The 24,098-nt window shown below is 67.1% G+C and carries 26 protein-coding genes; 10 read left to right on the top strand and 16 right to left on the bottom strand.

Annotated elements, in window-relative coordinates; translation table 11 throughout:
• Positions 1–4: 4 nt before the first annotated feature.
• The 4 genes from VHA82_RS04095 to VHA82_RS04080 all read right to left on the bottom strand — a co-directional run bounded on the left by VHA82_RS04095 (position 5) and on the right by VHA82_RS04080 (position 3,158).
• Positions 5–496 carry a type III secretion system chaperone gene (locus VHA82_RS04095; protein WP_325540530.1) on the bottom strand — a complete coding sequence of 164 codons (492 nt, stop codon included), beginning with the start codon at positions 494–496 and terminating at the stop codon, positions 5–7.
• A 136-nt stretch (positions 497–632) separates the two neighbouring features.
• On the bottom strand, positions 633–1,085 hold the full coding sequence (locus VHA82_RS04090) for an Rrf2 family transcriptional regulator (protein WP_325540529.1): 453 nt from the start codon (positions 1,083–1,085) through the stop codon (positions 633–635).
• A gap of 8 nt (positions 1,086–1,093) precedes the next feature.
• On the bottom strand, positions 1,094–2,209 hold the full coding sequence (locus VHA82_RS04085) for a mechanosensitive ion channel family protein (RefSeq protein WP_325540527.1): 1,116 nt from the start codon (positions 2,207–2,209) through the stop codon (positions 1,094–1,096).
• 25 nt (positions 2,210–2,234) lie between these two features.
• Positions 2,235–3,158, bottom strand: coding sequence for an inositol monophosphatase family protein (locus VHA82_RS04080; RefSeq protein ID WP_325540525.1), 924 nt, complete (start codon positions 3,156–3,158; stop codon positions 2,235–2,237).
• 118 nt (positions 3,159–3,276) lie between these two features.
• Between VHA82_RS04080 and VHA82_RS04075 the strand changes: the two genes are divergently transcribed.
• Genes VHA82_RS04075 through cysE form a run of 3 tightly spaced genes read left to right on the top strand, consistent with a single transcriptional unit; the run spans position 3,277 to position 5,805 of the window.
• Entirely contained in the window at positions 3,277–4,269 is a 993-nt protein-coding gene (locus tag VHA82_RS04075) for a hypothetical protein (protein WP_325540523.1), read from the top strand.
• Positions 4,266–5,003 carry an RNA methyltransferase gene (locus VHA82_RS04070; protein WP_325540521.1) on the top strand — a complete coding sequence of 246 codons (738 nt, stop codon included), beginning with the start codon at positions 4,266–4,268 and terminating at the stop codon, positions 5,001–5,003. The genes VHA82_RS04075 and VHA82_RS04070 overlap by 4 nt, the downstream gene beginning before the upstream one ends.
• Positions 5,004–5,031: 28 nt before the next feature.
• Positions 5,032–5,805: a serine O-acetyltransferase gene (gene cysE, locus VHA82_RS04065; protein ID WP_325540519.1), complete on the top strand. Its 774-nt coding sequence runs from the start codon at positions 5,032–5,034 to the stop codon at positions 5,803–5,805.
• Positions 5,806–6,230: 425 nt separating this feature from the next.
• Here the strand turns inward: cysE and mog are convergent, their stop codons facing one another.
• Both mog and yjgA read right to left on the bottom strand, forming a co-directional pair.
• Positions 6,231–6,806 carry a molybdopterin adenylyltransferase gene (gene mog, locus VHA82_RS04060; protein WP_325540517.1) on the bottom strand — a complete coding sequence of 192 codons (576 nt, stop codon included), beginning with the start codon at positions 6,804–6,806 and terminating at the stop codon, positions 6,231–6,233.
• Complete coding sequence (gene yjgA, locus VHA82_RS04055) at positions 6,799–7,410, bottom strand: ribosome biogenesis factor YjgA (protein ID WP_325540515.1); 612 nt, start codon at positions 7,408–7,410, stop codon at positions 6,799–6,801. The genes mog and yjgA overlap by 8 nt, the downstream gene beginning before the upstream one ends.
• A 56-nt stretch (positions 7,411–7,466) precedes the next feature.
• On the opposite strand from yjgA, the gene pmbA reads away from it, so the two are divergent.
• Positions 7,467–8,843 (top strand): metalloprotease PmbA, encoded by a 1,377-nt coding sequence (gene pmbA / locus VHA82_RS04050; protein WP_325540513.1) that lies wholly within the window; start codon positions 7,467–7,469, stop codon positions 8,841–8,843.
• Between the two features lie 659 nt (positions 8,844–9,502).
• On the opposite strand, the gene VHA82_RS04045 is transcribed toward pmbA, so the two are convergent.
• Positions 9,503–9,817: a hypothetical protein gene (locus VHA82_RS04045; protein ID WP_325540511.1), complete on the bottom strand. Its 315-nt coding sequence runs from the start codon at positions 9,815–9,817 to the stop codon at positions 9,503–9,505.
• Positions 9,818–9,847: 30 nt separating this feature from the next.
• Between VHA82_RS04045 and VHA82_RS04040 the strand changes: the two genes are divergently transcribed.
• The 6 genes from VHA82_RS04040 to VHA82_RS04015 all read left to right on the top strand — a co-directional run bounded on the left by VHA82_RS04040 (position 9,848) and on the right by VHA82_RS04015 (position 14,835).
• Positions 9,848–10,858, top strand: a complete 1,011-nt coding sequence (locus VHA82_RS04040) for a cupin-like domain-containing protein (RefSeq protein WP_325540509.1) — start codon at positions 9,848–9,850, stop codon at positions 10,856–10,858.
• A gap of 70 nt (positions 10,859–10,928) precedes the next feature.
• A complete protein-coding gene (locus tag VHA82_RS04035) occupies positions 10,929–11,702 on the top strand; it encodes a response regulator (RefSeq protein ID WP_325540507.1) in 774 nt (257 codons plus the stop codon).
• Positions 11,699–12,019 (top strand): Hpt domain-containing protein, encoded by a 321-nt coding sequence (locus VHA82_RS04030; protein WP_325540505.1) that lies wholly within the window; start codon positions 11,699–11,701, stop codon positions 12,017–12,019. Before VHA82_RS04035 ends, VHA82_RS04030 begins: the two co-directional genes overlap by 4 nt.
• 4 nt (positions 12,020–12,023) lie before the next feature.
• Positions 12,024–13,835: an ATP-binding protein gene (locus VHA82_RS04025; RefSeq protein WP_325540503.1), complete on the top strand. Its 1,812-nt coding sequence runs from the start codon at positions 12,024–12,026 to the stop codon at positions 13,833–13,835.
• Positions 13,836–13,847: 12 nt separating this feature from the next.
• Entirely contained in the window at positions 13,848–14,216 is a 369-nt protein-coding gene (locus VHA82_RS04020) for a response regulator (RefSeq protein WP_325540501.1), read from the top strand.
• 256 nt (positions 14,217–14,472) lie between these two features.
• Positions 14,473–14,835, top strand: coding sequence for a hypothetical protein (locus VHA82_RS04015; RefSeq protein WP_325540499.1), 363 nt, complete (start codon positions 14,473–14,475; stop codon positions 14,833–14,835).
• Between the two features lie 127 nt (positions 14,836–14,962).
• On the opposite strand, the gene VHA82_RS04010 is transcribed toward VHA82_RS04015, so the two are convergent.
• The 9 genes from VHA82_RS04010 to VHA82_RS03970 all read right to left on the bottom strand — a co-directional run bounded on the left by VHA82_RS04010 (position 14,963) and on the right by VHA82_RS03970 (position 24,084).
• Positions 14,963–16,357, bottom strand: coding sequence for a hypothetical protein (locus VHA82_RS04010; RefSeq protein WP_325540497.1), 1,395 nt, complete (start codon positions 16,355–16,357; stop codon positions 14,963–14,965).
• A gap of 213 nt (positions 16,358–16,570) precedes the next feature.
• Positions 16,571–17,017, bottom strand: coding sequence for a GatB/YqeY domain-containing protein (locus VHA82_RS04005; RefSeq protein WP_325540495.1), 447 nt, complete (start codon positions 17,015–17,017; stop codon positions 16,571–16,573).
• An 80-nt stretch (positions 17,018–17,097) separates the two neighbouring features.
• Positions 17,098–17,310, bottom strand: a complete 213-nt coding sequence (rpsU, locus tag VHA82_RS04000; RefSeq protein WP_104301834.1) for a 30S ribosomal protein S21 — start codon at positions 17,308–17,310, stop codon at positions 17,098–17,100.
• Positions 17,311–17,493: 183 nt separating this feature from the next.
• Entirely contained in the window at positions 17,494–17,883 is a 390-nt protein-coding gene (locus VHA82_RS03995; RefSeq protein ID WP_325540490.1) for a hypothetical protein, read from the bottom strand.
• The gene (locus VHA82_RS03990) at positions 17,880–18,101 is read right to left on the bottom strand and encodes a hypothetical protein (RefSeq protein WP_325540489.1); all 222 of its coding nucleotides are present in this window, start codon (positions 18,099–18,101) and stop codon (positions 17,880–17,882) included. The genes VHA82_RS03995 and VHA82_RS03990 overlap by 4 nt, the downstream gene beginning before the upstream one ends.
• Positions 18,102–18,326: 225 nt before the next feature.
• Positions 18,327–19,544, bottom strand: a complete 1,218-nt coding sequence (locus VHA82_RS03985) for an NAD(P)/FAD-dependent oxidoreductase (protein ID WP_325540487.1) — start codon at positions 19,542–19,544, stop codon at positions 18,327–18,329.
• 46 nt (positions 19,545–19,590) lie between these two features.
• The gene (gene cobA, locus VHA82_RS03980; protein WP_325540567.1) at positions 19,591–20,358 is read right to left on the bottom strand and encodes a uroporphyrinogen-III C-methyltransferase; all 768 of its coding nucleotides are present in this window, start codon (positions 20,356–20,358) and stop codon (positions 19,591–19,593) included.
• Positions 20,358–21,263, bottom strand: a complete 906-nt coding sequence (gene ybiB, locus VHA82_RS03975; RefSeq protein WP_325540485.1) for a DNA-binding protein YbiB — start codon at positions 21,261–21,263, stop codon at positions 20,358–20,360. Before ybiB ends, cobA begins: the two co-directional genes overlap by 1 nt.
• Positions 21,264–21,300: 37 nt before the next feature.
• Positions 21,301–24,084 carry a molybdopterin-dependent oxidoreductase gene (locus VHA82_RS03970; RefSeq protein WP_325540483.1) on the bottom strand — a complete coding sequence of 928 codons (2,784 nt, stop codon included), beginning with the start codon at positions 24,082–24,084 and terminating at the stop codon, positions 21,301–21,303.
• Positions 24,085–24,098: the final 14 nt, after the last annotated feature.

Below are 24,098 nucleotides of genomic sequence, written 5' to 3'. Positions count from 1 at the left end.
AGGCTCAGGCCCTCAGCATGTTGAAGTGGGCGGGGCGTTCGGCATCGATCGCGGCGGCCCGCTCGGCTTCTTCCTCGGCGGCGGGAAGGCCGCTGCGCCAATGCACCGCCGTTTCCAGCAGTTGCATGACGGCGTGCGCGAAGCCGGCCGCATCGAGCGTCACGATCGGACGCTCCTGCCACACGACGAGTTGCGCATCGATCGGGTCCACGCCGAACGATGCGCCGTGGGTGCCGCGTCCCATGAATTGGGCAACCAGACAGCGTTCCGCGAGATCGGGGTGCGCTTCGGGTTCCCAGGGCAGGATGGCCACGCTCAGGTAGACCGAGCCGTTGCCGGGCGATTCGATCACGCAGTCGAGGCCGCACGCGTGCCCGATGCTGCAGACGCCTTCATCGTCGAGCCGCAGCGCGAGGCCCGTTCGGCGGCCGAAGGCGTCGAGCCATTGGTTGACCACGGTCGCGTCGTTGCCGTGGGACGTGCGGTGCAAAGCCATGGGAAGCGCCCTTCTTGGCCGCGTCGCCTGGCGCTGCGCGGACGGTTGAACACCAGTCAACCTTAGCTTTTGCGAGGGGGAGTGAGGGCTATACGTGCGTATGGAGGCGCCTGCGCGGGAATGCCGCGAAGGTTCTTCACTGATCGCGCGATGTCGCCGGAATCGGAAACAGAATGCGCGTGAGCTCCCGCCGGTTCGCGGTGAGGTCGTCGAGCGTGTAGCGATCGAGCACCGCGAAGAACGCCGTCAGAGCTTCATCGAACACGCCGCGCAGGCGGCAGATGTCGTAGATCGCGCAGTTTCCGTCGTCCTCAAAGCATTCGGCGAGTACCGGGGCGCCTTCGGTCGAGCGCACGACGCTGCCGATGCGGATCTGCTGGGGTGCCGTGGCGAGCTCGATGCCGCCCGAAGGGCCGCGCACGGTCGAGAGCCAGCCCGCCTTGCCGAGGAAATGCACCACCTTCATGAGATGGTTCTCCGCGATGCCGAATCGCTTCGCGATTTCGGCGATGGTCGCGCGCCGCCCGGGCTGCGCCGCGAGGTAGATCAGCACGCGCAGGCTGTAGTCGGTGAAATTCGTGAGTCGCATGGATGCATTCAGGATGCACCTTGGTCCCCCGGTTGCGCATTGATCGTCGTCAAATGCCCGCGCGAGGGCGCGGCCTCGCCGCGATTTTCCTGCCGCGCGACAGGCAGGCACTGCGGATGCTCGCGCGCGAGGAACGCGAGGAGGGCCTCGCGCAATTTGCAGCGCAGGTCCCACGACTTGCCTGAATCGGCCGAGGAGACGAGCACGCGGACCTGCATCGCGCGATCGGTCGTGTCGCTCACCTGCACGCTGAAGACGCGGCCGTCCCATTCGGAGGCGGATTCGGCCACGCGCTTCGCCTCGGCGCGGATCGCCTCGACGGGGGTCGCGTAGTCCACCCACAGCATCACGCTGCCCAGGATCTGCGCGCTCGTGCGCGTCCAGTTCTGGAACGGGTTCTCGATGAACCACTGCAGCGGGACGATGAGCCTGCGCTCGTCCCAGATCTTGAGCACGACGTAGGTGCCGGTGATCTCTTCCACGCGGCCCCATTCGCCCTGCACGATCAGCACGTCGTCCAGGCGGATCGGCTGCGAGAGCGCGATCTGCAGGCCGGCGATCAGGTTGCTGAAGACGGGCCGCGCGGCGAGGCCGCCCACGATACCGATGACCCCCGCCGACGCAAGCAGGCTCGCGCCCACTTGCCGCGCACCCGGGAACGTCATGAGCGCGAGCGATGCGCCCGCGATGAGGACGAGGGTGGTGGCCGAGCGCGACAGCACGCGTGTCTGCGTGAGCACGCGGCGCGCCTGCAGGTTGTCCGAGGTCGTGACGGGATGCTGTTCGATGATGGCCTTCGCGAGACCCGCCACGGCCGCGCAGCCGAGCCACGTGAGCGCGACCACGAGCAGCAGCACGGTGAAGTGCTCCACGCGTGCGAGGTAGGGCAGCTGGTCGGGCGCGAGGCCCCACACCATCAGCAGCGCGAGCGAAGGCAGCACGGCGCCCGCGGGGCGGTCGAGCGCGCGCAGCACGGTGAGCGCGAATGCGCTGTACCGTGCCACGCGGCGCAGCAGGATGCCGCCCACGCGATGCAACGCGATCGCGACGAGCACCGCCACCAGCGCGACGACGAGCGTCGCGCTCCAGGAGTGCTGGTCGAGCAGCTGCGATAGTTCAGTCACCTGGGCTCCGTCGTCTCGGTGGCCTTCATTCCAGGTCGTCGGGCGAAGGATCCTCGCGTGGGCCGTCGGGCAGCTGCGCTGTCGCATCCACGCCCGGTTGCTCTTCCGCTTTCCGCGCATCGGCCTTCTCGGCGACGCTCGCGAACTTGCTGTACTTGTGCAGCATGCTCACGAGCTGGCCGTAGATGCGCGGATTGCCCGCCACGCATTCCTTCTGTTCGAGGAAGTCGGATTCGCCCGTGAAGTTCCCGATCAGCCCGCCGGCCTCGGTCACGAGCAAGGAGCCCGCGGCGCAGTCCCACGGCGACAGACCCGTTTCGAAGAAACCATCGCTGAAGCCGGCGGCCACGTAAGCGAGGTCGAGCGCGGCCGCGCCCGGGCGGCGCAGCCCGGCGGTGCGCTGCATCACGTCGCCCATCATGCGCAGGTACTTGCCGAAGTTGTCGCCGGGACGGAACGGAAAGCCGGTGGAAATCAGGCATTCCTTCAGCTGCGTGCGCTTGCTCACGCGGATGCGCCGGTCGTTCAGGAAGGCGCCGCGCCCGCGCGTGGAGGTGAAAAGGTCGTTGCGCGTGGGGTCGTAGATCACGGCCTGCTCCATGCGGCCATGGGCCATGAGGGCGATGCTCACGCAGTAGACCGGAAAGCCGTGGATGAAGTTCGTCGTGCCGTCCAGCGGATCGATGATCCAGATGTGATCCGCGTTGTCCCGGCCGTGCGTGCGGCCCGACTCTTCGGCCCAGATGCCGTGCTGCGGATAGGCGCCCAGCAGCGTCTCGATGATGGCCTCTTCGCTCGCATGGTCGACTTCGGTGACGAAATCGTTGGCTTGCTTCTGCGAGACGCGCACGGCCTCGACGTCGAGCGCGGCGCGGTTGATGATCGCACCGGCGGTGCGTGCGGCCTTGACGGCCATGTTGAGCATGGGATGCTGGGTGGACGACGACATGTTGTTCAGGAGCTGGCGCGCCGCTCGGGCCGGCGGCGCAGGACGGCAGCCCGGCGATGCGGGCTGCGAGAATGGAGGGCCATTTTACCTTCGTGCCTCTTTCGGAAATTCCTGAGCCATGCGTTTCAACTTGTGCCGGCGATCCGTCGTGATCCATGCCGGCTCGACCTCGCCACCCCCGCCTGCCGCGCATGCGCGCAAGTTGCCGCCGGCGAGGGCGTACGTCACCCAGACACACCCGGCGTTTCCGCCTGAAGGCCTGGGCCGGATCGCCGTGCAATGCCAGGCGGCCGCCTCGAGGACGGGCCGCTTCGATCTGTCTCAACCGTACGAGACGAGGATGATGGAGTCGGCCCACGTCGCCACGGGCGGCGCCATGCCAGAAGGCGTCAACGCATGGTGGCGCGACGCCCAGTCGGGCCCCCGCGACGTGTTCGGCGTGCGGCTCGATAGCTCGAAGGGACCGGTCCGTGCCTGGCAACACGCGAACTACGTGCTGCAGGACGTGAACGACACCTACACCGTGATCGCCTGGCGCGCGCTGCTCGAAGGGCCCTTGAAGACGCGCTGCGACCAGGTCGTCGCCGCGGCGTCGATCCTGGGCCTGGGTGGGCAAACGCTTTATCACGGCCGCCTGTCGGAGGCGGGCTACGAGGCGCGCCGCGAGCACGCCGCGCAGTTCGAACGCATCCATCCGAGATACCGGCCGCTTCCGGATCGCGGCGCGGCGAGTGTGAACTGCATCCGGTTCATGCAGTCCGAAGTCGAGTGGCTTTTCTCGCGCGGTCACATCGTGGCCGCGAATCCGCCGGGGATGCGCGCGCTGCTCGATCAGCCGATGCATGGTGTGACGATGGCGCTGGTGAACCACCTGCTGCTGAACGCGGGCATCCGTCCCGCGGGATTCCGGACTTTCGCGGAAGACGACGTCCATGCCATGCACAGAAAGGGCGTGATCGTGAGCCCGTATCTCTGCCCCGACGGATTCAAGCCGCTGCCGCGATTCGAATCGCTGTGGTTTTCCCGCGAGCGACTGGAGGCCGCGCTCGCTGCCGTGATCCGCACGCAGCGCGCCGAGGCCGTCGCGAACACATTGACGATTCACGTTTGAAGACGCGATTCATCCTCGTGCACACGAGCCATGCCGGCAACGTCGGCGCGGCCGCGCGCGCGATGAAGGTGATGGGCTTCGACGATCTCGTGCTCGTGGCTCCCCGATGGGCCGACGTGTTGCGCCGCCAGGAGGCGATCGATCGCGCGAGCGGCGCCTCGGACGTCTTGCGCAAGGCCCGGATCGTCGCTTCGCTCGACGAGGCGGTGCAAGGCATCGGCTACCTCTGTGCGACCGTGATGACGCCGCGCGATTTCGGACCGCCGACGTTCACGCCGCGCGAGCATCTGTCGGGCACCGCGGCTTCGCAGTCGAGCGTCGCGTTCGTGTTCGGTTCCGAGCGCTACGGCATGCGCAACGAAGACGTGTACCGCTGCCATGCGGCCCTCACGATCCCGACGTCGCCCGACTATGGATCGCTCAATCTCGCGGCCGCGATCCAGGTGGTGGCGTACGAGTGGCGCACGGCGCTGGGCGGATTCGGCCCCGTGGGCGGCTCGGCGGGCGAGGAGGGCGCAGGCGGGAAAGCCGACGCGAGCGAAGTGGCCGGGATGCTGCGGCACTGGGAGCAGTCGCTCACCGACATCGGCTTTCTGGACCCCGCCGCGCCGAAGAAGCTGATGCCGCGGCTCAACCGCCTTTTCAACCGGGCGCAGCTCACGCGGGAGGAAATCCACATCCTGCGTGGTGTTGCCAAGGCCATGGCTGCTGCAGCCGCCAAGCCTAGCCGCTAGACTGTACGGGCATCCGCAAAGAGCCGCCATGTTCAGCCGCATCCGTTCGGACATCCAGTGCATCCTCGACCGCGATCCTGCCGCGCGCAGCACGTGGGAGGTGCTCACGTGTTACCCGGGACTGCATGCGCTCGTGCTGCATCGGCTCGCGCACCGGCTGTGGTTGCGCGGGCTGCGCTGGCTCGGCCGGTTCGTTTCGCAGTTCTCGCGCTGGCTCACGGGAATCGAAATCCATCCGGGCGCGACGATCGGCAACGGCGTCTTCATCGACCACGGCATGGGCATCGTGATCGGAGAGACGGCCGAGATCGGCGACGGCTGCACGATCTATCAGGGCGTGACGCTCGGCGGCACGTCGCTCACGAAGGGCGCGAAGCGGCATCCGACGCTCGGGCGCAACGTGGTCGTCGGCGCGGGCGCGAAGATTCTCGGCGGCTTCGTGGTGGGGGACAACGCGGCCGTGGGGTCGAATGCCGTGGTGACGAAGCCGGTGCCGCCGGGGGCGACCGCTGTCGGAATTCCGGCACGCATCATCCAGGCCGAGGACAGCGAGCGGCGCGAAGCGGCCGCGGCGCGCATGGGTTTTTCCGCTTATGGCGTGACGCAGAGCGACGACCCTTTGTCGCAGGCGATGAAGGGGCTGATCGACAGCGCGTCGTCGCACGAGCACCAGATCGCACTCTTGTGGCAGGCGCTCGAGCGGGTGCAGCACGCGAAGGCGGGAGAGGAATGCGTGCCCGAGGAGGCGCATCTGAAGGAACACTTCGAGGCGGACAAGCTCACGCAGCTCGTGGGGAAGTGACGGTTCGACTTGTGATTCCCGCGAAGGCGGGAATCCGGGGTGGCCCCCCCGGCCCGTCATTCCCGCGAAAGCGGGAATCCAGGGTGCGCCCCGACCCGTCATTCCGCGAATGCTGGGATCGGAGGTGCCCCCCGATCCGTCATTCCCGCGAAAGCGGGAATCCAGAGCCGGCAGAAAGCCACTGGATTCCCGCCTTCGCGGGAATGACGGCCTGGATTCCGCCTTCGCGGGAATGACGGCCTGGGATGCCCGCCTTCGCGGGAATGACGGCCTGGGATTTCCGCCTTCGCGGGAATGACATCGCGGGAATGACGGCCTGGGATTGCCGCTGCCAATGACGGGTCGAATTGCCGCGACGGGATTGGTGGCATCCGATTGCCACCGCGGCAATCACTGCGCCTCCGATGATCGCTGCAGCAGCAGCGTCACTTCCCGCGAATCGCACTCTTCGGCCGGAACGCCTTGCACACTTCCTCGTTCGTCTCGAGGTAAGGGCCACCGATCAGGTCGATGCAGTACGGCACCGCCGCGAAGATGCCCGGCGCGGCGTCTTTCAGTCCCTCCAGCGTCTCCTGGATCGACTTCGGCTGCCCCGGCAGGTTGATGATGAGACACTTGCCCCGGATCACCGCGACCTGACGCGACAGGATCGCCGTCGGCACGAACCGCAGGCTGATCTGGCGCATCTGCTCGCCGAACCCCGGCATCACCTTGTCCGCGATCGCGAGCGTCGCCTCCGGCGTCACGTCGCGCGGCGCCGGCCCCGTGCCACCCGTCGTGAGCACGAGCGCGCAGCCGGCATCCACGAGCTCGACAAGCGCCGAGCCGATCGCCGCCGCATCGTCGGCAATGAGGCGCGGATCGAACTCGATCGGGTTCTTCAGCGCCCTCGTGAGCCAGTCCTTCAAGGCGGGCAGTCCCTTGTCCTCGTACACGCCCGAGGAAGCGCGGTCCGACACGGACACGATGCCGATCTTCACGGAGTCGAATGCGTCACTCATGTTCCAGTTGCTCCCTGACGAGTTGGAAGATCTCGCGATAGGCGCGCCCGCGCCGGGGCGCCTGCCCCTTCGCGACCTCGTCCGCACTCGGCTGCGCGTCCTTGCGCGCCTGGCGGATCAGGGCGCGCAGCTGCTGCGCGTCGGTCGAAGGATGATGCGAGAGCCACTGCCCGAGCGCCCGGTCGTCGCCGATCAGGTCGTCGCGCCACTTTTCCGCGGCGTGCAGCGCGAGCGTTTCCTGCGCGGAACCCGATTGCTGTTCAGCGAGCGCATCGCGGATCGCCTGCCGCGCGTCTTCGTCCAGGGCGCGCATCAGCTTGCCGACGTACTGAAGCTGCCGCCGGCGCCCTTCGAAATCGGTGATGCGTTTCAGCTCGGCCAGGGCATCGCGCAGCGAATCGGGCAGCTCGAGCCGTTCGTATGCGGCGGCTCGAAGCGTGAGGAGCGCTTCCCCGAGCTTTTGCAGTTCGGTGCTTTCCTTCTTCAGCTCGGTCTTGCTCGGCTCGCCGCCCGAGCGTTCGGCCTGCAGTTCGGCGTCGAGTTCGCTGCCGGCGGCCACGAACTGGCCGCGCACGAAATAGCCCTTTTTCGGTTTGCGTGACATGGAGGATGCGAGTGCCCGCAATGGTGAGCGAGCGGCGCCAAGTATCATAGCCCGCCATGGACAAGGCCCAAGAGCGAACGAATGCCGGATTCAGCTACACGCGCGAGCGGTTCGAGGAACTGGTGAGTCTCGCGCTTTCGCATGCGCGCAAGCTGGGGGCGACCGACGCGGGCGCCGAAGCGTCGGAAGGCTGCGGCCTGAGTGTGTCGGTGCGCAAGGGCGAGCTCGAAACGGTCGAGCGCAATCGCGACAAGTCGCTCGGCGTCACGGTCTACATCGGCCAGCGGCGTGGCAACGCGAGCACGTCCGATTTTTCGCGCGCCGCGATCGAGCAGACCGTGCAGGCGGCCTACGACATCGCGCGGTTCACGGCCGAAGACCCGGTGGCGGGCCTGCCGGACGAGAGCGACATCGCGCGGCGCGAGGACCAGCGCGACCTCGACCTGTTCCATCCCTGGCCGATCACGAGCGAAGATGCCGCGCAACTCGCGTTGCGCTGCGAGCGCGCCGCTTTCGACACCGATGCGCGCATTGCCAACAGCGAAGGCGCGGGTGTGTCGGCGCAGCAGAGCCATTTCTTCAGTGCGCACACGCATGGCTTCAGTGGCGGCTATGCGAGCTCGCGCCATTCGATTTCGGTGGCGCCCATCGCGGGCCGGGGCGACGACATGCAGCGCGATGCGTGGTACAGCTCGATGCGCAGTGCGGACGAGCTCGCATCGCCCGAGGCCGTGGGCCGCTATGCGGCCGAGCGTGCCCTCGCGCGCCTGAAGTCGCGCAAGATCAGCACGCGGGAGTGTCCGGTTCTTTTCGAGTCGCCGCTTGCGGCGGGGCTGCTGGGCGCGTTCGTGCAGGCTGTGAGTGGCGGGGCGCTTTATCGCCGCAGCAGCTTCCTGCTCGATTCGCTTGGCAAGCCGCTCTTTGCGGATCACATCGACGTGACGGAGGACCCGTTCGTGAGGCGTGGCAAGGGCAGCGCGCCTTTCGACGAAGAGGGCGTGCGCACGAGCCCGCGCAAGGTGGTGGACGAAGGCAGGGTCGCTGGGTATTTTCTTTCGAGCTACTCCGCGCGCAAGTTGGGGATGAAGACGACGGGCAATGCGGGCGGCTCGCACAATCTCACGCTCAGCTCGCGGCTCACGGACCCGGGGGACGATCTGGTGCGGATGCTGAAGAAGCTCGGCAGGGGACTTTTCGTGATCGAGCTCATGGGGCAGGGTGTGAACTACGTGACGGGCGACTATTCGCGTGGTGCGAGCGGCTTCTGGGTCGAGGGTGGCGAGATCGCGTATCCGGTGCAGGAGATCACGATCGCGGGCAATCTGCGCGATATGTATGCGGGCATCGATGCGGTCGGTGCGGATGTGTACAACTACGGTGCTAAGACTGTGGGGTCGCTGCTGGTGAACCGGATGAAGGTGGCGGGGAGTTAGGGTTTCTTTGCCGGCGGCTTGCTTGCCCATCTCATGGGTCTCGGACTTGGGTTGCATTGCCCTTGCAGGGCAGCACCTCGCTTGCCCTATCTCATGGGTCTCGGACTTGGGTTCATTGCCCTTGCAGGGCAGCACCTCGCTTGCCCTATCTCTCCCCCCGCCCCTCTCTTCCCCAGCGGGGAAGAGAGGGGAGCCAAACACCGATTTGGGCTCGTCGTGCCGACAAAGGGCCGAAGACCCGAAAGGTCGGGTGGCGGGGCGACATGTGTAGCTTCGTCACTGCCGTGCGCGCGACCGCGGACATGCATGGTCTCGTAGTCGTTTCTAAACTTGGAGCACCGCCCGACCCATCGGGTCTTCGGCCCTTTGTCGGCACGACGAGCCCAAATCGGATGTCCGTGTTAGCTCCCTCTCTTCCCCGCTGGGGAAGAGAGGGCGGGGGGAGAGATAGGGCAAGCGAGGTGCTGCCCTGCAAGGGCAATTCAACTCAAGTCCGACACCCATGAGATAGGGCAAGCGAGGTGCTGCCCTGCAAGGGCAATTGAACCCAAGTCCGACACCCATGAGATGGGCAATCAAGGCACCGCCCTGCAAGGGCAATTCAACCCAAGTCCGAGGTCAGAGAGACAAATTGGGGGCAGATGGGGCACCCCCATCCCCTACCCCCGCCTGCGCCCCAGCCGCCTCGCATTCGCGACTGCTTTCGTATGCACCGGCGCGAGCCCAGCGGCCATCACCTTCGACATCATCTCGAACTGAGCCGAATACATCGCGCCCCACATCGCCGCCCACGAGCTGCAAAAGGCCGCGAACTTCTCCGTGCCCATGCGAGTGAACTCCGCCCGGTCGCGCGCCGTCGGCCGCGCACCGGCACGCGCCATGCGCGCGGTGCGATGCGCAACCACTTGCGGCGCCGCGAACGCGAGCTCCATCACCTGCCGCGCCACCCTGGTATTGCTGTTTCGTCTTGGCATGAAAGCATTCTCCCAGTAAAACCGCGATCCATGTACGCGCCCCTGCCCGCCAACTGGATGCAATGGATGGCCGACAACCGCCTGCGCGAATGCAGCACGCAGTCGATGCTCGACACGATGGTCGCGGCCGGACTCGACCGCGCCGCATGCATCCAGGCCCTGTCCGACCTCGAATCCAATCCTGTCTTCCTCGCCGCGCGCAAACACCAGCAGCTCACCCGCAAGCTCGAATCGGTGCTCGCGAACCAGCAGAAAGTGTGGCAGTCCGATCCGAACTACACCGTCATCGAACGCCGCAAGAAAGTGCCGGTGAACGAATTCTGGGAACGCTACGCGCGCGGCAGCCGGCCTGTCGTGCTCACGGGGCTCGCCGAAGGCTGGCCCGCGTTGCGCGAGTGGACGCTGCCTCGGCTGAAGGACCGCTTCGGCCACCTCCCGGTGGAAATCCAGGCCAATCGCAACGCCGATGCACGCTTCGAGGAAAACAAGGCCCTGCACCGCAAGACCGTGCGCTTCGGCGAGTTCGTGGAGATGGTCGAAACAGGCGGCGCGACGAACGACTATTACCTCACGGCCAACAACCAGCTCTTGCGCATGCCCGAATTCGCGTCGCTCCTGGACGACATCGGGCCGCTGCCCGCCTACTGCGACCGCGCGCGGCTGAAAGACCTGTCGTACTTCTGGCTCGGCCCCGCCGGAACGCGCACGCCGCTGCACCACGACACAGTGATGCTGCTTCATACGCAGGTGATCGGCCGCAAGCGCTGGAAGCTCGTCTCACCGCTGGAAACGCCGCGCCTTTACAACTACAACGAGATGTTCAGCCCGGTCGATGCCGACCAGCCCGACCTCGCGCGGTTTCCCGATTTCGCCAAGGTGAAGGTGCTCGAGACGACGCTCGAGCCGGGAGAAACGCTTTTCCTGCCGCTCGGCTGGTGGCACCAGGTCGCGGGCCTTCAGGCGAGCGTGTCGGTCTCGTACTCGAATCTCGCCACCGACAACATCTTCGAATACCGCAACCCGACAATCACCGATTGGTGAGCGCGCCGCGCTCACTCTAGAATCAGCGAGGCCGAAGAGGTGCCTGATGCGTGACTCGGACATCTTTGCATTGACCGCCCTGGGAGAACAGCAGCTTCGCACGGCGCGCACGACCGTCTCGCCCGATGAGCTCGAAATGCTCGTGCGCGTGGACGGCCGCCTGAGCGTCGGCCAGATGAAGGCAGGGCTGCCGGCCGACGCCGCGCCGCAGACCGAAGCCCTGCTCGAGCGGCTCGTGCGCCAGGGCATGCTGCGGCTGCAGCTGGAAGACCCCTTCGCGGGCCAGTTCAACTTCGAGCCGTCAGCGCCCCTCGTTGCGCAGGCGAGCGTGGAAGCCGAAGCCGCCGAGGCATCGCTCAGGCGCGCGGGCTACTTCGTGCGCATCGCGCGGCGACGTCCCGGCCTCGCGGTGCCGGGTGCCCAGGGGCTCGGGCGACTGCGCGCGCTCGTGATCGAGGACGAGCCGCAGCTGCAGAAGTTCCTGGAACACTACCTCACGTTCGAAGGCTTCGAGGTGCGCGCGGCGGGTGACCGCGCGGGCATCGTCGAAGCGCTCAGGCAGGTGCCGCTGCCCGACCTCGTGCTGCTCGACGTGGTGCTGCCCGACGTCGACGGCTTTCACGTGCTCGCACGCATGCGCGAGCATCCGGCATTCAAGGAAGTGCCGGTGATCATGCTCACGGCCCGCGCCACGCGCGACTCCGTGATCAAGGGCCTCGCCGCCGGCGCGGACGGCTACGTCACCAAGCCGTTCGAACCCGAGGCGCTCGTCGAGGCGGTGCGCACCGTGCTCGGCATGCCCGCCGCCCCCGGCGGCGCGGCGTCCACGCACCCGTCGAGATGAGCATCTCGCGCGAGGAACTGATGCGCCGCATCGAAGCGGGACGCGTCGAGTACGCGCGCTCGCTTCCCGCGAAGGTGGCTCACATCGAAGCGCTGGTGGGTCCCGCGCGCACCTCCGCCGATGCGCTGCGCGAGCTCGAGCGCGCGGCGCACTCGCTTTACGGCACCGCTGGAACCTACGGTTTTCGCGAACTCGGCAATGCCGCGAGGGCCGTGGAGGAAGCGGCGAGCGCCATGGTCGCGGGCGAAGACCGCCCGCTCGCGCTCGCCCACGCCGTCGACGCGCTCAGGAGCTTTCTGCCGAGCGGGCAGGATTGAATCGATGCGCGCCGCCGACTACCGCGTGCAGATCACATGGGCTCTGGGCATGGGACTCGCGCTGGTGGTGTTCTTCGGCGTCGCGGCGGTGTTCACGATCCAGTCGTTCCTGGCCGAAGCGCGGCAGGAACGCCATTCGCAGGAGGCGACGCTGCTGCTGGAGCGTGCCGCGCTGCGCCTGAGGACGGCGGAGTCGTGGCAGCGCAAGTACGTGATCACGCGCACCGATGCGGACCTCGCGGCCTACAGGACGGCGCGCGACGAGACGCTGCGCGCCGTCGTTCAGGCGCGCGACGCCGAAGCGGCGCTCGACGACCAGCAGCTGTTCGCTTCGCTCGAGGAGGCCATTCGCGCCCGGCTCGCTTACATGGACGACACCGTGCGCACGCTCGGCGCCGAGGGACTGCCGGCCGCCGGCGCGCGCGTGGGCAGCAGCGCCTCGGGCCGGCTGCGCGAGAAGATCGACAGGCTCGTGGAGCGAATCCACGCGAACGAGGGCGGCTTCATGGAGCGGGTGCGAACCGAAACCGCCCGCAGCGCTCAGGCGGTGCAATGGCTGATCGCGGGCCTCGGCCTGATTTCCGTGGTGCTCCTCGGCTGGGCCTTCCTTCTGGTGATGGCGTATGCCCGGCGGCGTGCCGCCGCCGACGCGAGGGCCGCGCACAGCCTCGCGGAGGTGAAGCGCGTGAGCGAGGCGCTGCGCGCGAGCGAGTCGCAGATTCGCGACATGATCGACGCGGTGCCGGCGCTCATGGGGTATGTGGATGCGCGCCAGCGCCTTCTCTTTCACAACCGCGCGTACGAGGACAGCCTCGGTGTCACTCGCAAGCAGATCGAAGGCAAGCTCTTGCGCGAGGTGCTGGGCGAGGCGCTGTACGAAGGCATCGGCGGGTACGTGCAGGAGGCCTTTCGCGGCAATACCGTCGTGTATCAGCGCGCGCTGCGCGGCAGGGACGGGCGAATGCACGACTACGAGATGCGCTACATCCCCCGCTTCGGCAGCGGCAGCCAGCAACGCGAGGTGATCGGCGTCTACGCGCTCGGCATCGATGTGACGCAGGCCAGGGAGCTGGAGCGCATCAAGAGCGAATTCGTGGCCACCGTGAGCCACGAGCTGCGCACGCCGCTCACGTCGATCCGCGGCTCGCTCGCGCTGCTCGCGGCGGGCGTGGCCGGCGTGCTGCCGCCGAAGGCCGCGCAGCTCGTGCGAATCGCCAACGACAATTGCGAACGGCTCGTGCGCCTCGTGGGCGACATCCTCGACATCGAGAAGCTCGATTCGGGGGAGGTGCGGCTCGACCTGCGCGCGACGCCGCTCGGGCCGCTGCTTGCGCAGGCCGTCGCGGCCAACGAGGGCTTCGCGCGGCAGCACGGCGTGAACCTCGTGCTCGATGCGGGCGATGACGCGCAGGCCGCCGCGCGCGTGGACGCGGACCGCTTCGTGCAGGTGGTGACGAACCTCGTGTCGAACGCGGTGAAGTTTTCTCCGCCGTCCACGGATGTCGAAGTGCGCCTGCGTGCGGTGGACGGCAAGCTCCGGGTCGAAGTGCGCGACCATGGGCCGGGCGTGCCCGAGGACTTTCGCCAGCGCATCTTCGCGCGTTTCTCGCAGGCCGACGGCTCCGATGCGAGGCGGCGCGGCGGAACGGGGCTCGGGCTCAGTATTTCGCGCGCGATCGTGGAACGCATGCGCGGCACGATCGGCTTTCGCGACGAGCCGACAGGCGGAACGACTTTCCACTTCGACCTGCCGCGCGTGGTCGTCGCGGCGCACAGCCCGCCCGCCGAGGTGCCCGCGCAACCCGCCGGGGAGTGAAGAATCTTGCCAGTGCAGCGCATCCTCTACGTCGAAGACGATCCCGACATCCGCATCATCGGTCTCATGGCGCTCGAGGAAGTCGGCGGCTTCACGGTGACCGCGTGTTCGTCGGGGCGGGAGGCGCTCGATCGCGCCGCCGGGGCCGAGGCCGACGTGATCCTGCTCGACGTGATGATGCCGGACATGGACGGCTATGCGACCTTGCGCGCGTTGCGCGCGCTGCCCGAGACGGCGAGCACGCCGGTCATCTTCATGACGGCGAAGGTGCAGGCCGCGGAGATCGCGCGGCATGAGTTGCAAGGTGCCGTGGGCGTGATCGCGAAGCCGTTCGATCCGCTCGAGTTGCCTCAGCAGATTCGCAGGCTCTGCGGCGGATAGGCGCCGCGCAACGGCTCCTTCGGCGAGATGCGCAGGTCGCGCACATGCTTGATCGTGGAGTGAGCCGCCCCCGGTGATCGCGCGCTCGTCCGGTCGGGCCGGGTGGGGGGCTGGACGTGCCTCGCAACCAGGGTCCTTTTTTGGGCAAGCGTCAGCGTCGCCGCGCAGATGAAAATTGTTTGGCAATCCGGCATCGGAATCGCTAAGATGCCGCCGCTACAACCGGGCACATCAGCCCGCAGGGAGAGACTGAAAAATGGACTTCCGGGACGTGGACGATGTCCTCGAACAAAACCTTGCGTCCTATCGCCGGGCTTCGCGCGCGCTGAGCCTGTGCCTTGTCATGTACGAGTCGCGCTGCGCCGACATCTGCCACCGAATCGGCCTGGTTGACTTCGATGCCGCTCAACCGCTGTTCGACGTGCTTGGCTCCGCGCGTGCGCGATTGATGCGCATGCTGCAGGGTCAGAATTTCCCGCTCAGCGAACGCCTCGATGCATTGGTCCGTCACTTCGAGCGCATCGAAGAACCCGAGGTGCGGCGGTACTGGCATGAACGATTCCGGCGAGGACTCCAGTGGCCCGACGATGCGCAGGTCGCGCACCTGCTTGATCGTTGAGCGAGTCGATGCCGGCGCTTGCCCGTTCGGTCTGCCGGGTGAGTTCACGTGCTGGCGATTACCGCGAGCCTCGCGAGCGAGTGCATGTGCCCGCTCTTCTGCGTGGGCGAACGCCGCAGGGCTGGCGTCAACCGTATGCAATATAGGGCAAGCCAGTCCCCACAAGATGTGCGAGGTCGATGCTCTCCTCGTTGACCGGCGTGTGAGCTGCCATCAACAGCAGTGAACCCCTGTCGAAAGCGCCGCTGCTCAGCAACTCCGTGATCGCCTGGACTGTGGCCTGTGAAGGCGCCGCGTGAACGACGTTCGTGTACAGCTGGCTTACGAAAGCGTCGTCCGATGTGTCCGCAGACACGAGCCGTGCCACCGCGTCGGCAAGCTGCGAGGCAGTCCACCCGCTGTCGAGAAGGTGCAGGCCGATTCCCACCAGCGACGTGTCGTGCACACTGCCCGCCCCGAGCGCGGCGCCGAGAATCCTCGCTGTCTCGCCCGCGTTGCCGTCGAGGTCGATCGCGATCACTTGGTGCTGGAATTCGAGGCGCTCGATTCCGGTGAGGGTGTCGGCACCGAAATAACTGGAGCCCATCTGGCTCACGACATAGCCGCCTGCGGCAGGCCAAATCGCGAACTGGGACCGGGGCTCGGACCAACGTGCCACGTCCGTACCGTCGCCGCCGATGAGGCTGTCGCTGTCCCCTTCTCCTTCCAGCGTGTCGTTACCCGCTCCACCCGAGAGGGTGTCCGCGCCGAAGTCGCCCACCAGCAGGTTGGCTTCGGCGTTGCCGCTGATCGTATCGGGTGACGATGTTCCAAGCACGCCTTCGATACTCGCGAGCACGGCACTGGACTCGCCGCTTTGCATCGAACCCGCTTGCAGGTCCACGGTCGCGCCGTGGAGGTCCCACAACACGGCGATGTCGATTCCTTCGCCTCCCACCAGGCTGTCCGTGCCGATGCCCGGATCCAGGAAGTCGTCGCCTGGCCCACCAATCAGCGTGTCGTTACCCACAACGCCATCCAGCCAGTCCGATCCCGCGCCTCCGTCGATGAAGTCGTCGCCGAAATTGCCCATCACGAAGTCGCCCCCTGCGCCGGCTGCGATGTGGTCCGCGCCCGCACCGCCGTCGAATCCCTCGGACAAGTCCGTGCCAACGAGCGTGTCGTTGGCGGTCGTTCCGAAGATCGCCGGGCCGGTATAGGCGGAGCGTTCGACCTCCCCATCCGCGAATCGAAGGCGCTCGACGTCGACCGCTTGGTCCGTGCCATCACGCCCCGGCACCGAGTCGATCACCAGCCACTCGGAGTTGCCGGTCCATTCGATGTAGTAGTCGGACTTCGGTCCGGAGAACGATGCGACGTCGTTGCCTGCGCCGCCCACCAGCCCGTCATTGCCGGTACCTCCCGTCAGGGTGTCGTCGCCATCGAGCCCCACGAGCGTATCGCCGCCCGAGCCCCCGAGGATGTTGTCGTTCATGTCCGTCCCGAAGAGGACGTCGTTGCCGTTCGTTGGCGATGCCACCATGTGCACTCCCTTTGGGTTCCGGATTCGGAAAGAGCGCGCATGTTAGTGGTGGATCGGCGCGATTTGCGGCCGTAACCGGGACTCGAGCCTTTCGTATAGGCACGGAACGCGTGCCTGCCAATACGACCGTGGAAGTTGCACAAGACCGCGGTTGTGCCGGGTCGATTTCCTGCGTGGGACCCGGAAGAACTGCGCGATCGCCCTGGCGTCTTCCTACCCCGCCAGCGCCTGCTTCACCGCCGCACTCACCTGCCCCATGTCGGCTTTGCCCGCGAGGCGCTGCTTCACGGCGCCCATCACCTTGCCCATATCCCCGGGTCCCTTGGCTCCGAGTTCGGCCACGATCGCCTTCACTTCGGCCGCGATCTCCTCGGCAGACAGGCGCGCGGGCAGGTAGGCGGAGAGCACCGCCACTTCGGCGGCTTCCTTGTCGGCGAGGTCCGGCCGGTTCGCTTTCTGGAACGCCTCGATGGAGTCCTTGCGCTGCTTGATGAGCTTGTCGATCACGCCGATCACCGCGGCGTCGTCGAGCGCGACGCGCTCATCCACTTCCCTCTGCTTGATGGCGGCGTTGAGCAGACGAATGGCGCCCAGGCGCTCGGCTTGCCTGGCGCGCATGGCCGCCTTCATGTCTTCGTTGATGCGATCCTTCAGGCTCATGTCGTTCTCCGGAGAACAAAAAAAAAGCCCGCGCGGGCATCCCCGGGCGAGCCTTTCGATGGAGTTTGCTGAACCGGGGCTCAGTACAGCTTCTTGGGCAGCTGCATGCTGCGAACGCGCTTGAAGTGGCGCTTGACCGCGGCAGCCTTCTTGCGCTTGCGCTCGGCCGTGGGCTTTTCATAGAACTCGCGGGCGCGCAGCTCGGTGAGCAGGCCCAGTTTTTCGATGGTGCGCTTGAAGCGGCGCAACGCCACGTCGAACGGCTCGTTTTCCTTCACACGAATGGTCGTCATGAACTTCCTGTTCAGTTGCGGAAGAGAAGATCGAGGACTCTCCGCGAGGGTTCCCCACCTTCAGGTCATGGTGTCGGGCCGGTGGGGGTTGCCAGCAAAGCCGTAGATTATAGCCGGATGGGGAAAACCGGCAACCTGGGGCTGCCGGCGAGCGCAAAAAGGGCAAACTCTCGCTAATCCCATTTACGGCTTCAGCGCATCGCGTGGCGGCAGATAGAAGCCGCGTTTGGGCCACGCCTTGTAGTGTGCGTAGAAGTCAACAATGTCGATGTGGGTCGAGTTGTAGAACCACTGGAAGTGAATCACCCACTCCGATGTGTCTGGGCCATTCGGATTCTGACGGTAACTCGGATATCCGGCGTGATAGTGCCAGAGATTGTTTTGGTACGCGTATTGGTGATCCGCGGCGGATGCGTTCAACCATGACGCGGTGAGTTTCCCTCGCAGCTTGGTTTGATCAAGCCCATGCGCCTTCACCAAGGACGCGAACTCGCCAATGCACTGCTTTTGCTGCTGGTCGAACTGCGGATATTGCTTGAGAAACTCTTGACTGAAATCGACCGTGAAGGTCATTTCAGCGCTCTAGACGCAGCGTCTAGAAATGCGCATATTTCTTCGGGCGTGTTGGCGTTTTCAGGCAGGCAGACGTGCGGCGCGGCCATCGCCTTGTCCAGTCGCCCGCGGTCAAGGTGAACAGATTCCTCGCCGAAGACGTAGGGTCGAGTCGGCTCGCTCGCGAACAGCTCATGAACCGCTTCGCCCGTCGTGATCTTGTGGGATGTGCCAGCCATGCTCACCTTTTAATCGAAAAAGAGTAGCGTCGTCACCGGAAAAACGCCCGATTGGACGTAGCGTTGATTGCCGCAGGTCAATCGCCATCTCTCTGTTGCGTTGCAGCATTTTACGTCACGGCAGAGACTACTCCAGTGAGTAACGCGAAGCCAGCCGGAGTTCCAATCGGCCCTTTGGTCAAGTAGAGACTCGTCGTCCCCGCCCCGCAACCGCCCACCCCCGGATCACACCCCGGACTGCGCCGCGAGCGCCTGCGCGCACGCATGGGCACTCGCCCAGGCCCACTGGAAGTTGTAGCCGCCCAGCCAGCCGGTGACGTCGACGACTTCCCCGATGAACCAGAGGCCCTTTCTCCTGGATTCCATCGTCTGCTGGGACAGCTCGCGCGTGTCGACGCCCCCCACGGTGACTTCGGCCTTGCGATAGCCCTCGCTACCGCTCGGCGTAAGCTCCCAGCGCTTCAGGCGCTGGGCAAGCTGCTGAAGCGCCTTGTCCGACACTTCGTTGACGGGACGCTGCCACGCAGCGTCCTGCTGCGTCCACGCGTCGGCCAGCCGAGACGGGACGAAGGCGGCAAGCTCGTTGGCGACCCACTTGCGCGAGCGCAGCTTCGCCTGCGCCAGCGCTTCGCAGAGGTCGACGTCCGGCGCGAGGTCGATCGCAAGCGGCGCGCCCTCGCGCCAGTAGCTCGAGATCTGCAGGACCGCGGGGCCGCTCAGGCCGCGATGCGTGAAGAGCAGATCTTCGTGGAAGGCCATGCGTTCCTTCTTACGGCCCGTCTCGATCACCACCGGCAGCGAGAGCCCCGCGAGCGATGCGAATGCGGTCCACGAATCGCCCTCGAACGTGAGCGGCACGAGTCCCGGACGCGTCGGCACGATGCGCAAGCCGAACTGCCTGGCGATGCGATAGCCGAAATCGGTGGCGCCGATCTTCGGGATCGAGAGGCCGCCGGTCGCGATGACGACGTTGCGCGCCGCGGCCGTTCCGCGGTCCGTTCGCAATTCGTACGCGTCACCCGCCGTGGCGAGCTCGCCGACACGGCATGGCTGCCAGCGCACGACGCCGCCCGCATCGCATTCGGCGACGAGCATGCGGATGAAATCCTCCGAGGATCGGTCGCCGAAGAGCTGGCCCTTGTGCTTCTCGTGAAAGGCAATGCCGTGGCGCTGCACGAGCGCCACGAAGTCGGCGGGCGTGTAGCGCGCGAGCGCGGAGCGGCAGAACTGCGGGTTCTCGCCGAGGAAGTGCTTGTGCGGTGCGCGCGGGTCGAGGTCTCGATTGGTGAAGTTGCAGCGGCCGCCCCCCGAGATGCGAATCTTCTCGGCGATCTTCTCGCTGTGATCGACGAGGAGCACCTTCAGGCCGCGCTGGCCCGCGATGCCGGCGCAGAAGAGGCCGGCGGCGCCGGCGCCGATCACGGCCACGTCGAATGAATGCATCGGCGAAGTGTAGGGCGGGGTGTCGTCCCGCCGCGGACGAAGCGAGTCAGCCCACCCGGCGCAGCGGCACTTCGGCCAGAGTCGCGACCCCGCGGATCACATCGCCGATCACGATCACGGAAGGACTCGCGATCGCTTCGCGCTCGATGGTCCCGGCGAGCGCGGCCAGCGTGCCGACCGCCTGCCGCTGCCCGGGCAGGCTCGCGCGCTGCACGATCGCCACGGGCGTTTCGCCCGGCAATCCGCCCGCGAGCAGCTCCTGCTGGATGCGGCTTGCGCCGCTCACGCCCATGTAGATCACGAGCGTGAGCTTCGCATCGCGCGCGGTCGCCGCGAGCGCGCGCCAGTCCAGGCCGTCGGAGCCCGCGCTCGCATGCCCGGTGACGAACACGACGCCATGCGCATGCTCGCGATGCGTGAGCGCGACGCCGAGCGACGTCACCGCGGCCAGGCCCGCAGTGATGCCGTTCACCACGTCGACTTCGATGCCCGCTTCGCGCAGGTGCGCCATTTCCTCGCCGCCGCGCCCGAAGATGAAGGGGTCGCCGCCTTTCAGCCGCACGACCCGCTCGCCTTCGCGCGCGGCCATCACCATGAGCTTCTCGATGAAGGCCTGCGGCGTGCTCTTGCAGCCACCGCGCTTGCCGACGTGCACGATCCGCGCCGTGGGCGACGCATGCGCCACGATCTCGGGGCTCACCAGATCGTCGACGAGCAGCACCGTGGCCGCCTGGATGGCCTTCAGCGCCTTCAGCGTCAGCAGCTCGGGGTCACCGGGACCGGCGCCGACCAGTGTGACCTTGCCTGGATTCATCATGAATGGGCCAGACGCAAGATGTGTTCCACCTGCACCGACAGCGATTCGGGCAGCGGGGTCGATCCGTCCAGCACGCTTCGAATATAGGCGGCCGTGTGTTCCGGTGCGATCTCCTTGGGCAGATCGGGGACATCGGCGGCCGTGCCCTTGCGTCCGGCCTCGAGCGTCACGCGTTCTCCGCGCACGAACCCATCCATTTGCGGAAGGCGGCGCGCATCGGCCACCGCTTCGCCTTCGGTGCCGCGCAGGAGCAGCGCGGTGGACTTCATCAGTTCGAACACCGCGGCCATGGAGACCGCGTATTCGGCGTGCGTGTAGCTGGCCACGATCACGGCCGGGCTCGCGCACGGGTTCATGAGCTTCACGAGGCTGTGCGCGCTGCCTCGCACGCCGATGGTGCGGCGCACGTCGAGAAGCCGCTTCAGCCCCGGGCACAGCAGTTCGGTGGGGACGTAGACGGCCTCGCCGTCGGCGACCGGCTCGATGCGCGCGCGAGCGTGGATGCCCAGTTGCGCGAGGACGTCCGGCACGAACACGCGGCTCGATTCGGTGGCGGTGCCGTGGATCATCACGGGCAGCCCGCGCTTTGCCACGAGCAAGGCGAGCAGCGGCGTGAGCACGGGAAGGCGGCGCGCGCCGTTGTAGCTCGGCAGCACGACGATCGGCTGCGAGCCCGCCGCGCTCACGCGGTTCAACCGCGCGGCCGTCGCATCGAGGAAGCCCGCCATCTCTTCGGTGGTTTCGCCCTTGATGCGCATCGCAACGCAGAACGCGCCGATCTCGAGATCCGTGACCGTTCCATCGAGTACCTGGCCGAAAAGATCGGCCGCATGCTCGCGCGAAAGCGGGCGAGCACCGCGCTTGCCCCGGCCGATCTCCTTGATGTACTGGCTGATTCCCATCGGGAACGCATTGTCCCAGACCACTGATGACTTGCGGCTATAAGCCGATTCGCACCGGTTTCGCGGCCTCGGGCACCGCGCGCACCAGGCGCTTCAATTCGGGAACGCACGAACCGCACTGCGTGCCGCAACGCAGCGCCGCCTGCAGCGAAGCGATGCGCACGTCGTCCGCTCCCGAAGAGGCCGAGAGATGCTCGCGGATCGCGTCCTCGCTCACGTCGAGGCAGGCGCAGACCCGCCGGCTTCGCACGCGCACGGCCTCGGGCGGCTTCGCGCCCGGTGCGAGCAGCAGGCGGCCATACGCCCCGGCCGGCAGCTCTTCTTGCAGCAGCGCGCGAATCCACGCCTGCGCGCTCGTGTCGCCGGCGAGCAGGAACGCTTCGAGTCTCGCGGCGCCATCCTCGCTGCGCGACAGCCGCATCGCACGGTGCTGGCCTCGGCGGCGATCGGCATAGCGCAGCGCGTCGCGAGCATCGAGCCCCATGCACGCCTCGATGCTCGCGAGCAATGCTTCCGGCGGTGCTTCGTACCCGGCCGCGCGGAACATCACGCCTGCGCGTTCGCGTCCGAAAGGCACGCAGGCGGCGAACGGGAACACCTTCATCATGTCCCTGAGCGCTTCGCGCGTGCGCAAGGCTTCGTCCGCGTCCAGCCAGGCCATCGCGAGCAGCGACCAGCGCAGCTCCGCTTTCGAGATTTTGACCGCGGCGTGCTTCAGTTCGGGCTGTTTCGAGGAGGGGCAACGCGCCGAGGTCGTGAGCGCATTCACGCCGCCGAGCGGCTCGCCGGTGGAGGAGCAGCCGCCGAGGAACTCGGGGCCCCAGTGCATCGCGATGAACGCCTGGCCGAGGCCGATCGTGTCGTCCCTCTGCACGGGAACCACGATGGCGCCGCGCCGCGACGTGACGTGCGCGAGGTCGCCTTCGGCCAGCCCGTGGCGCGCCATGTCCTGCGGGTGCAGCATCACCGCGGGCTCGGGCACGTGGCCGAACAGTCGCCCGAGCGTGCCGGTGCGGCTCATGCCGTGCCAATGGTCCCGCAGTCGCCCGGTCGTGAGCGAGAACGGAAAGCGGGCTTCACGCGGTTCGGCGACGGGCACGTACTTCACGTCGGCGAAGCGCGCCTTGCCATCGGGCGTGGCGAAGCGGCCGTCCTCGTAGAGCCGCGCCTTGCCGCCGGATGCGCCTTCGGGCAGAGGCCACTGCTGCGGCGACGCTTCGAGCATGGCGTAGCACATGCCGGTGATGTCCAGGTCGCGGCCGCGGGTGGATTCGCGGTGCTCCATCCAGATCGATTCGGCGTCTTCGCCGTCGAAGCGCGGCGCGGTCTTTCGCAATTCGCGCTGCAGCCTCCTTGCGAACTCGGTCGCGATGCGCCAGTCGTGACGCGCGCTCCCCGGCGCCGCGACCGCGGGGCGCACGCGGCTGATGCGCCGCTCGCTGTTGGTCACGGTGCCGTCCTTCTCGCCCCAGCTCGTCGCGGGCAGCAGCAGGTCGGCGTAAGCGCACGTCGCCGTCGTTGCGAAGGCCTCCTGCACCACCACGAACTCCGCGCGCTCGAGCGCGCGCCGGACCGTGTTCGTATCGGGCATCGACTGCGCGGGATTCGTGCACGCGATCCAGAGCGCCTTGATTTCGCCATCGGCCGCCGCCTCGAACATTTCCACCGCGGTCTTGCCCGGTTTCGCCGGTACGTCCTCCAGGCCCCACAACGCGGCGACTTCCGCGCGGTGCCGCGGATCGGCCAGGTCGCGGTGCGCCGACAGCAGGTTCGCGAGCCCACCGACTTCACGTCCGCCCATCGCGTTGGGTTGACCCGTGAGCGAGAACGGCCCGGCGCCGGCGCGGCCGATCTGCGCCGTGGCGAGATGCAGGTTGATGAGCGCCGCGTTCTTCGCGGTCCCGCTCGACGACTGGTTGAGGCCCTGGCAGTAGAGGCTCAGCGTCGCGGGCGAAGCCGCGAACCACCGGGCTGCCGTGAAGATGTCCTCCTTGCTCACGCCGCAGACCTGCGACGCCTTCTGCGGCGTGCATTCGCGCACCGTGGCCTTCAGCGCATCGAACCCGCTCGTGTGCGCCGCGATGAAGCCGGGCCGGGTCCAGCCTTCCCACAGCATCACGTGCAGCATCGCGTGGAAGAGCATCACGTCGGTGCCGGGCTGGATGGGGAGGAACAGGTCGGCGAGTTCGGCCGTGTCGGTGCGGCGCGGATCGACCACGATCACTTTCATCGAAGGCCGCGCGGCCTTCGCATCCTCGATGCGGCGCATGAGCACGGGATGCGCCCACGCCGTGTTGCTGCCCGCGATGAAGAGGCAATCCGCATGATTCACGTCGTCGTAGCACGCGGGCGGCGCATCCGCGCCCAGTGTCATCTTGTAGCCCGCCACCGCGCTGCTCATGCACAGGCGCGAGTTGGTGTCGATGTTGTTCGTGCCGACGAGTCCCTTGGCGAGCTTGTTGAAGACGTAGTAGTCCTCGGTCAGCAGCTGGCCGGAGATATAGAAGCCCACGGCGTCGGGTCCGTGGGCGTCGATCGCCTGTGCGAAGCGGTGCGCGGCGCCGTCCAGTGCCGAGTCCCATGCGACGCGGACCGGCGCCTCGCCTCGTTGTGCGCGCCGCATCGGATGCAGCAGCCGTGCCTGGCGCGTGACGGCGGCGGCGGCTGTGAGGTGCAGCGTCGATCCCTTCGTGCACAGGCGCCCGAAGTTCGCGGGGTGATCGGGGTCACCCCGGACACCCGTGATCTGGTCGCCCTCGGATTCGATGATGACGCCGCAGCCCACGCCGCAGTAGGGGCAGGTGGAGCGCGTTTGCCTCACGTCTGCCTCGCGCC

Source organism: Ramlibacter sp., assembly GCF_035548915.1.
Classification (GTDB): Bacteria; Pseudomonadota; Gammaproteobacteria; order Burkholderiales; family Burkholderiaceae_C; genus Ramlibacter.
This window is presented reverse-complemented; position numbering and strand designations above follow the sequence as displayed.

Excerpts from the sequence above, each read along its gene's own strand:
- VHA82_RS04095 (WP_325540530.1), bottom strand. The coding sequence starts at position 496 with ATGGCTTTGCACCGCACGTCCCACGGCAACGACGCGACCGTGGTCAAC.
- VHA82_RS04090 (WP_325540529.1), bottom strand. The coding sequence starts at position 1,085 with ATGCGACTCACGAATTTCACCGACTACAGCCTGCGCGTGCTGATCTAC.
- VHA82_RS04080 (WP_325540525.1), bottom strand. The coding sequence starts at position 3,158 with ATGTCGTCGTCCACCCAGCATCCCATGCTCAACATGGCCGTCAAGGCC.
- VHA82_RS04075 (WP_325540523.1), top strand. The coding sequence starts at position 3,277 with ATGCGTTTCAACTTGTGCCGGCGATCCGTCGTGATCCATGCCGGCTCG.
- cysE (WP_325540519.1), top strand. The coding sequence starts at position 5,032 with ATGTTCAGCCGCATCCGTTCGGACATCCAGTGCATCCTCGACCGCGAT.
- mog (WP_325540517.1), bottom strand. The coding sequence starts at position 6,806 with ATGAGTGACGCATTCGACTCCGTGAAGATCGGCATCGTGTCCGTGTCG.
- yjgA (WP_325540515.1), bottom strand. The coding sequence starts at position 7,410 with ATGTCACGCAAACCGAAAAAGGGCTATTTCGTGCGCGGCCAGTTCGTG.
- pmbA (WP_325540513.1), top strand. The coding sequence starts at position 7,467 with ATGGACAAGGCCCAAGAGCGAACGAATGCCGGATTCAGCTACACGCGC.
- VHA82_RS04045 (WP_325540511.1), bottom strand. The coding sequence starts at position 9,817 with ATGCCAAGACGAAACAGCAATACCAGGGTGGCGCGGCAGGTGATGGAG.
- VHA82_RS04040 (WP_325540509.1), top strand. The coding sequence starts at position 9,848 with ATGTACGCGCCCCTGCCCGCCAACTGGATGCAATGGATGGCCGACAAC.
- VHA82_RS04030 (WP_325540505.1), top strand. The coding sequence starts at position 11,699 with ATGAGCATCTCGCGCGAGGAACTGATGCGCCGCATCGAAGCGGGACGC.
- VHA82_RS04025 (WP_325540503.1), top strand. The coding sequence starts at position 12,024 with ATGCGCGCCGCCGACTACCGCGTGCAGATCACATGGGCTCTGGGCATG.
- VHA82_RS04015 (WP_325540499.1), top strand. The coding sequence starts at position 14,473 with ATGGACTTCCGGGACGTGGACGATGTCCTCGAACAAAACCTTGCGTCC.
- VHA82_RS04010 (WP_325540497.1), bottom strand. The coding sequence starts at position 16,357 with ATGGTGGCATCGCCAACGAACGGCAACGACGTCCTCTTCGGGACGGAC.
- VHA82_RS04005 (WP_325540495.1), bottom strand. The coding sequence starts at position 17,017 with ATGAGCCTGAAGGATCGCATCAACGAAGACATGAAGGCGGCCATGCGC.
- rpsU (WP_104301834.1), bottom strand. The coding sequence starts at position 17,310 with ATGACGACCATTCGTGTGAAGGAAAACGAGCCGTTCGACGTGGCGTTG.
- VHA82_RS03995 (WP_325540490.1), bottom strand. The coding sequence starts at position 17,883 with ATGACCTTCACGGTCGATTTCAGTCAAGAGTTTCTCAAGCAATATCCG.
- VHA82_RS03990 (WP_325540489.1), bottom strand. The coding sequence starts at position 18,101 with ATGGCTGGCACATCCCACAAGATCACGACGGGCGAAGCGGTTCATGAG.
- VHA82_RS03985 (WP_325540487.1), bottom strand. The coding sequence starts at position 19,544 with ATGCATTCATTCGACGTGGCCGTGATCGGCGCCGGCGCCGCCGGCCTC.
- cobA (WP_325540567.1), bottom strand. The coding sequence starts at position 20,358 with ATGAATCCAGGCAAGGTCACACTGGTCGGCGCCGGTCCCGGTGACCCC.
- ybiB (WP_325540485.1), bottom strand. The coding sequence starts at position 21,263 with ATGGGAATCAGCCAGTACATCAAGGAGATCGGCCGGGGCAAGCGCGGT.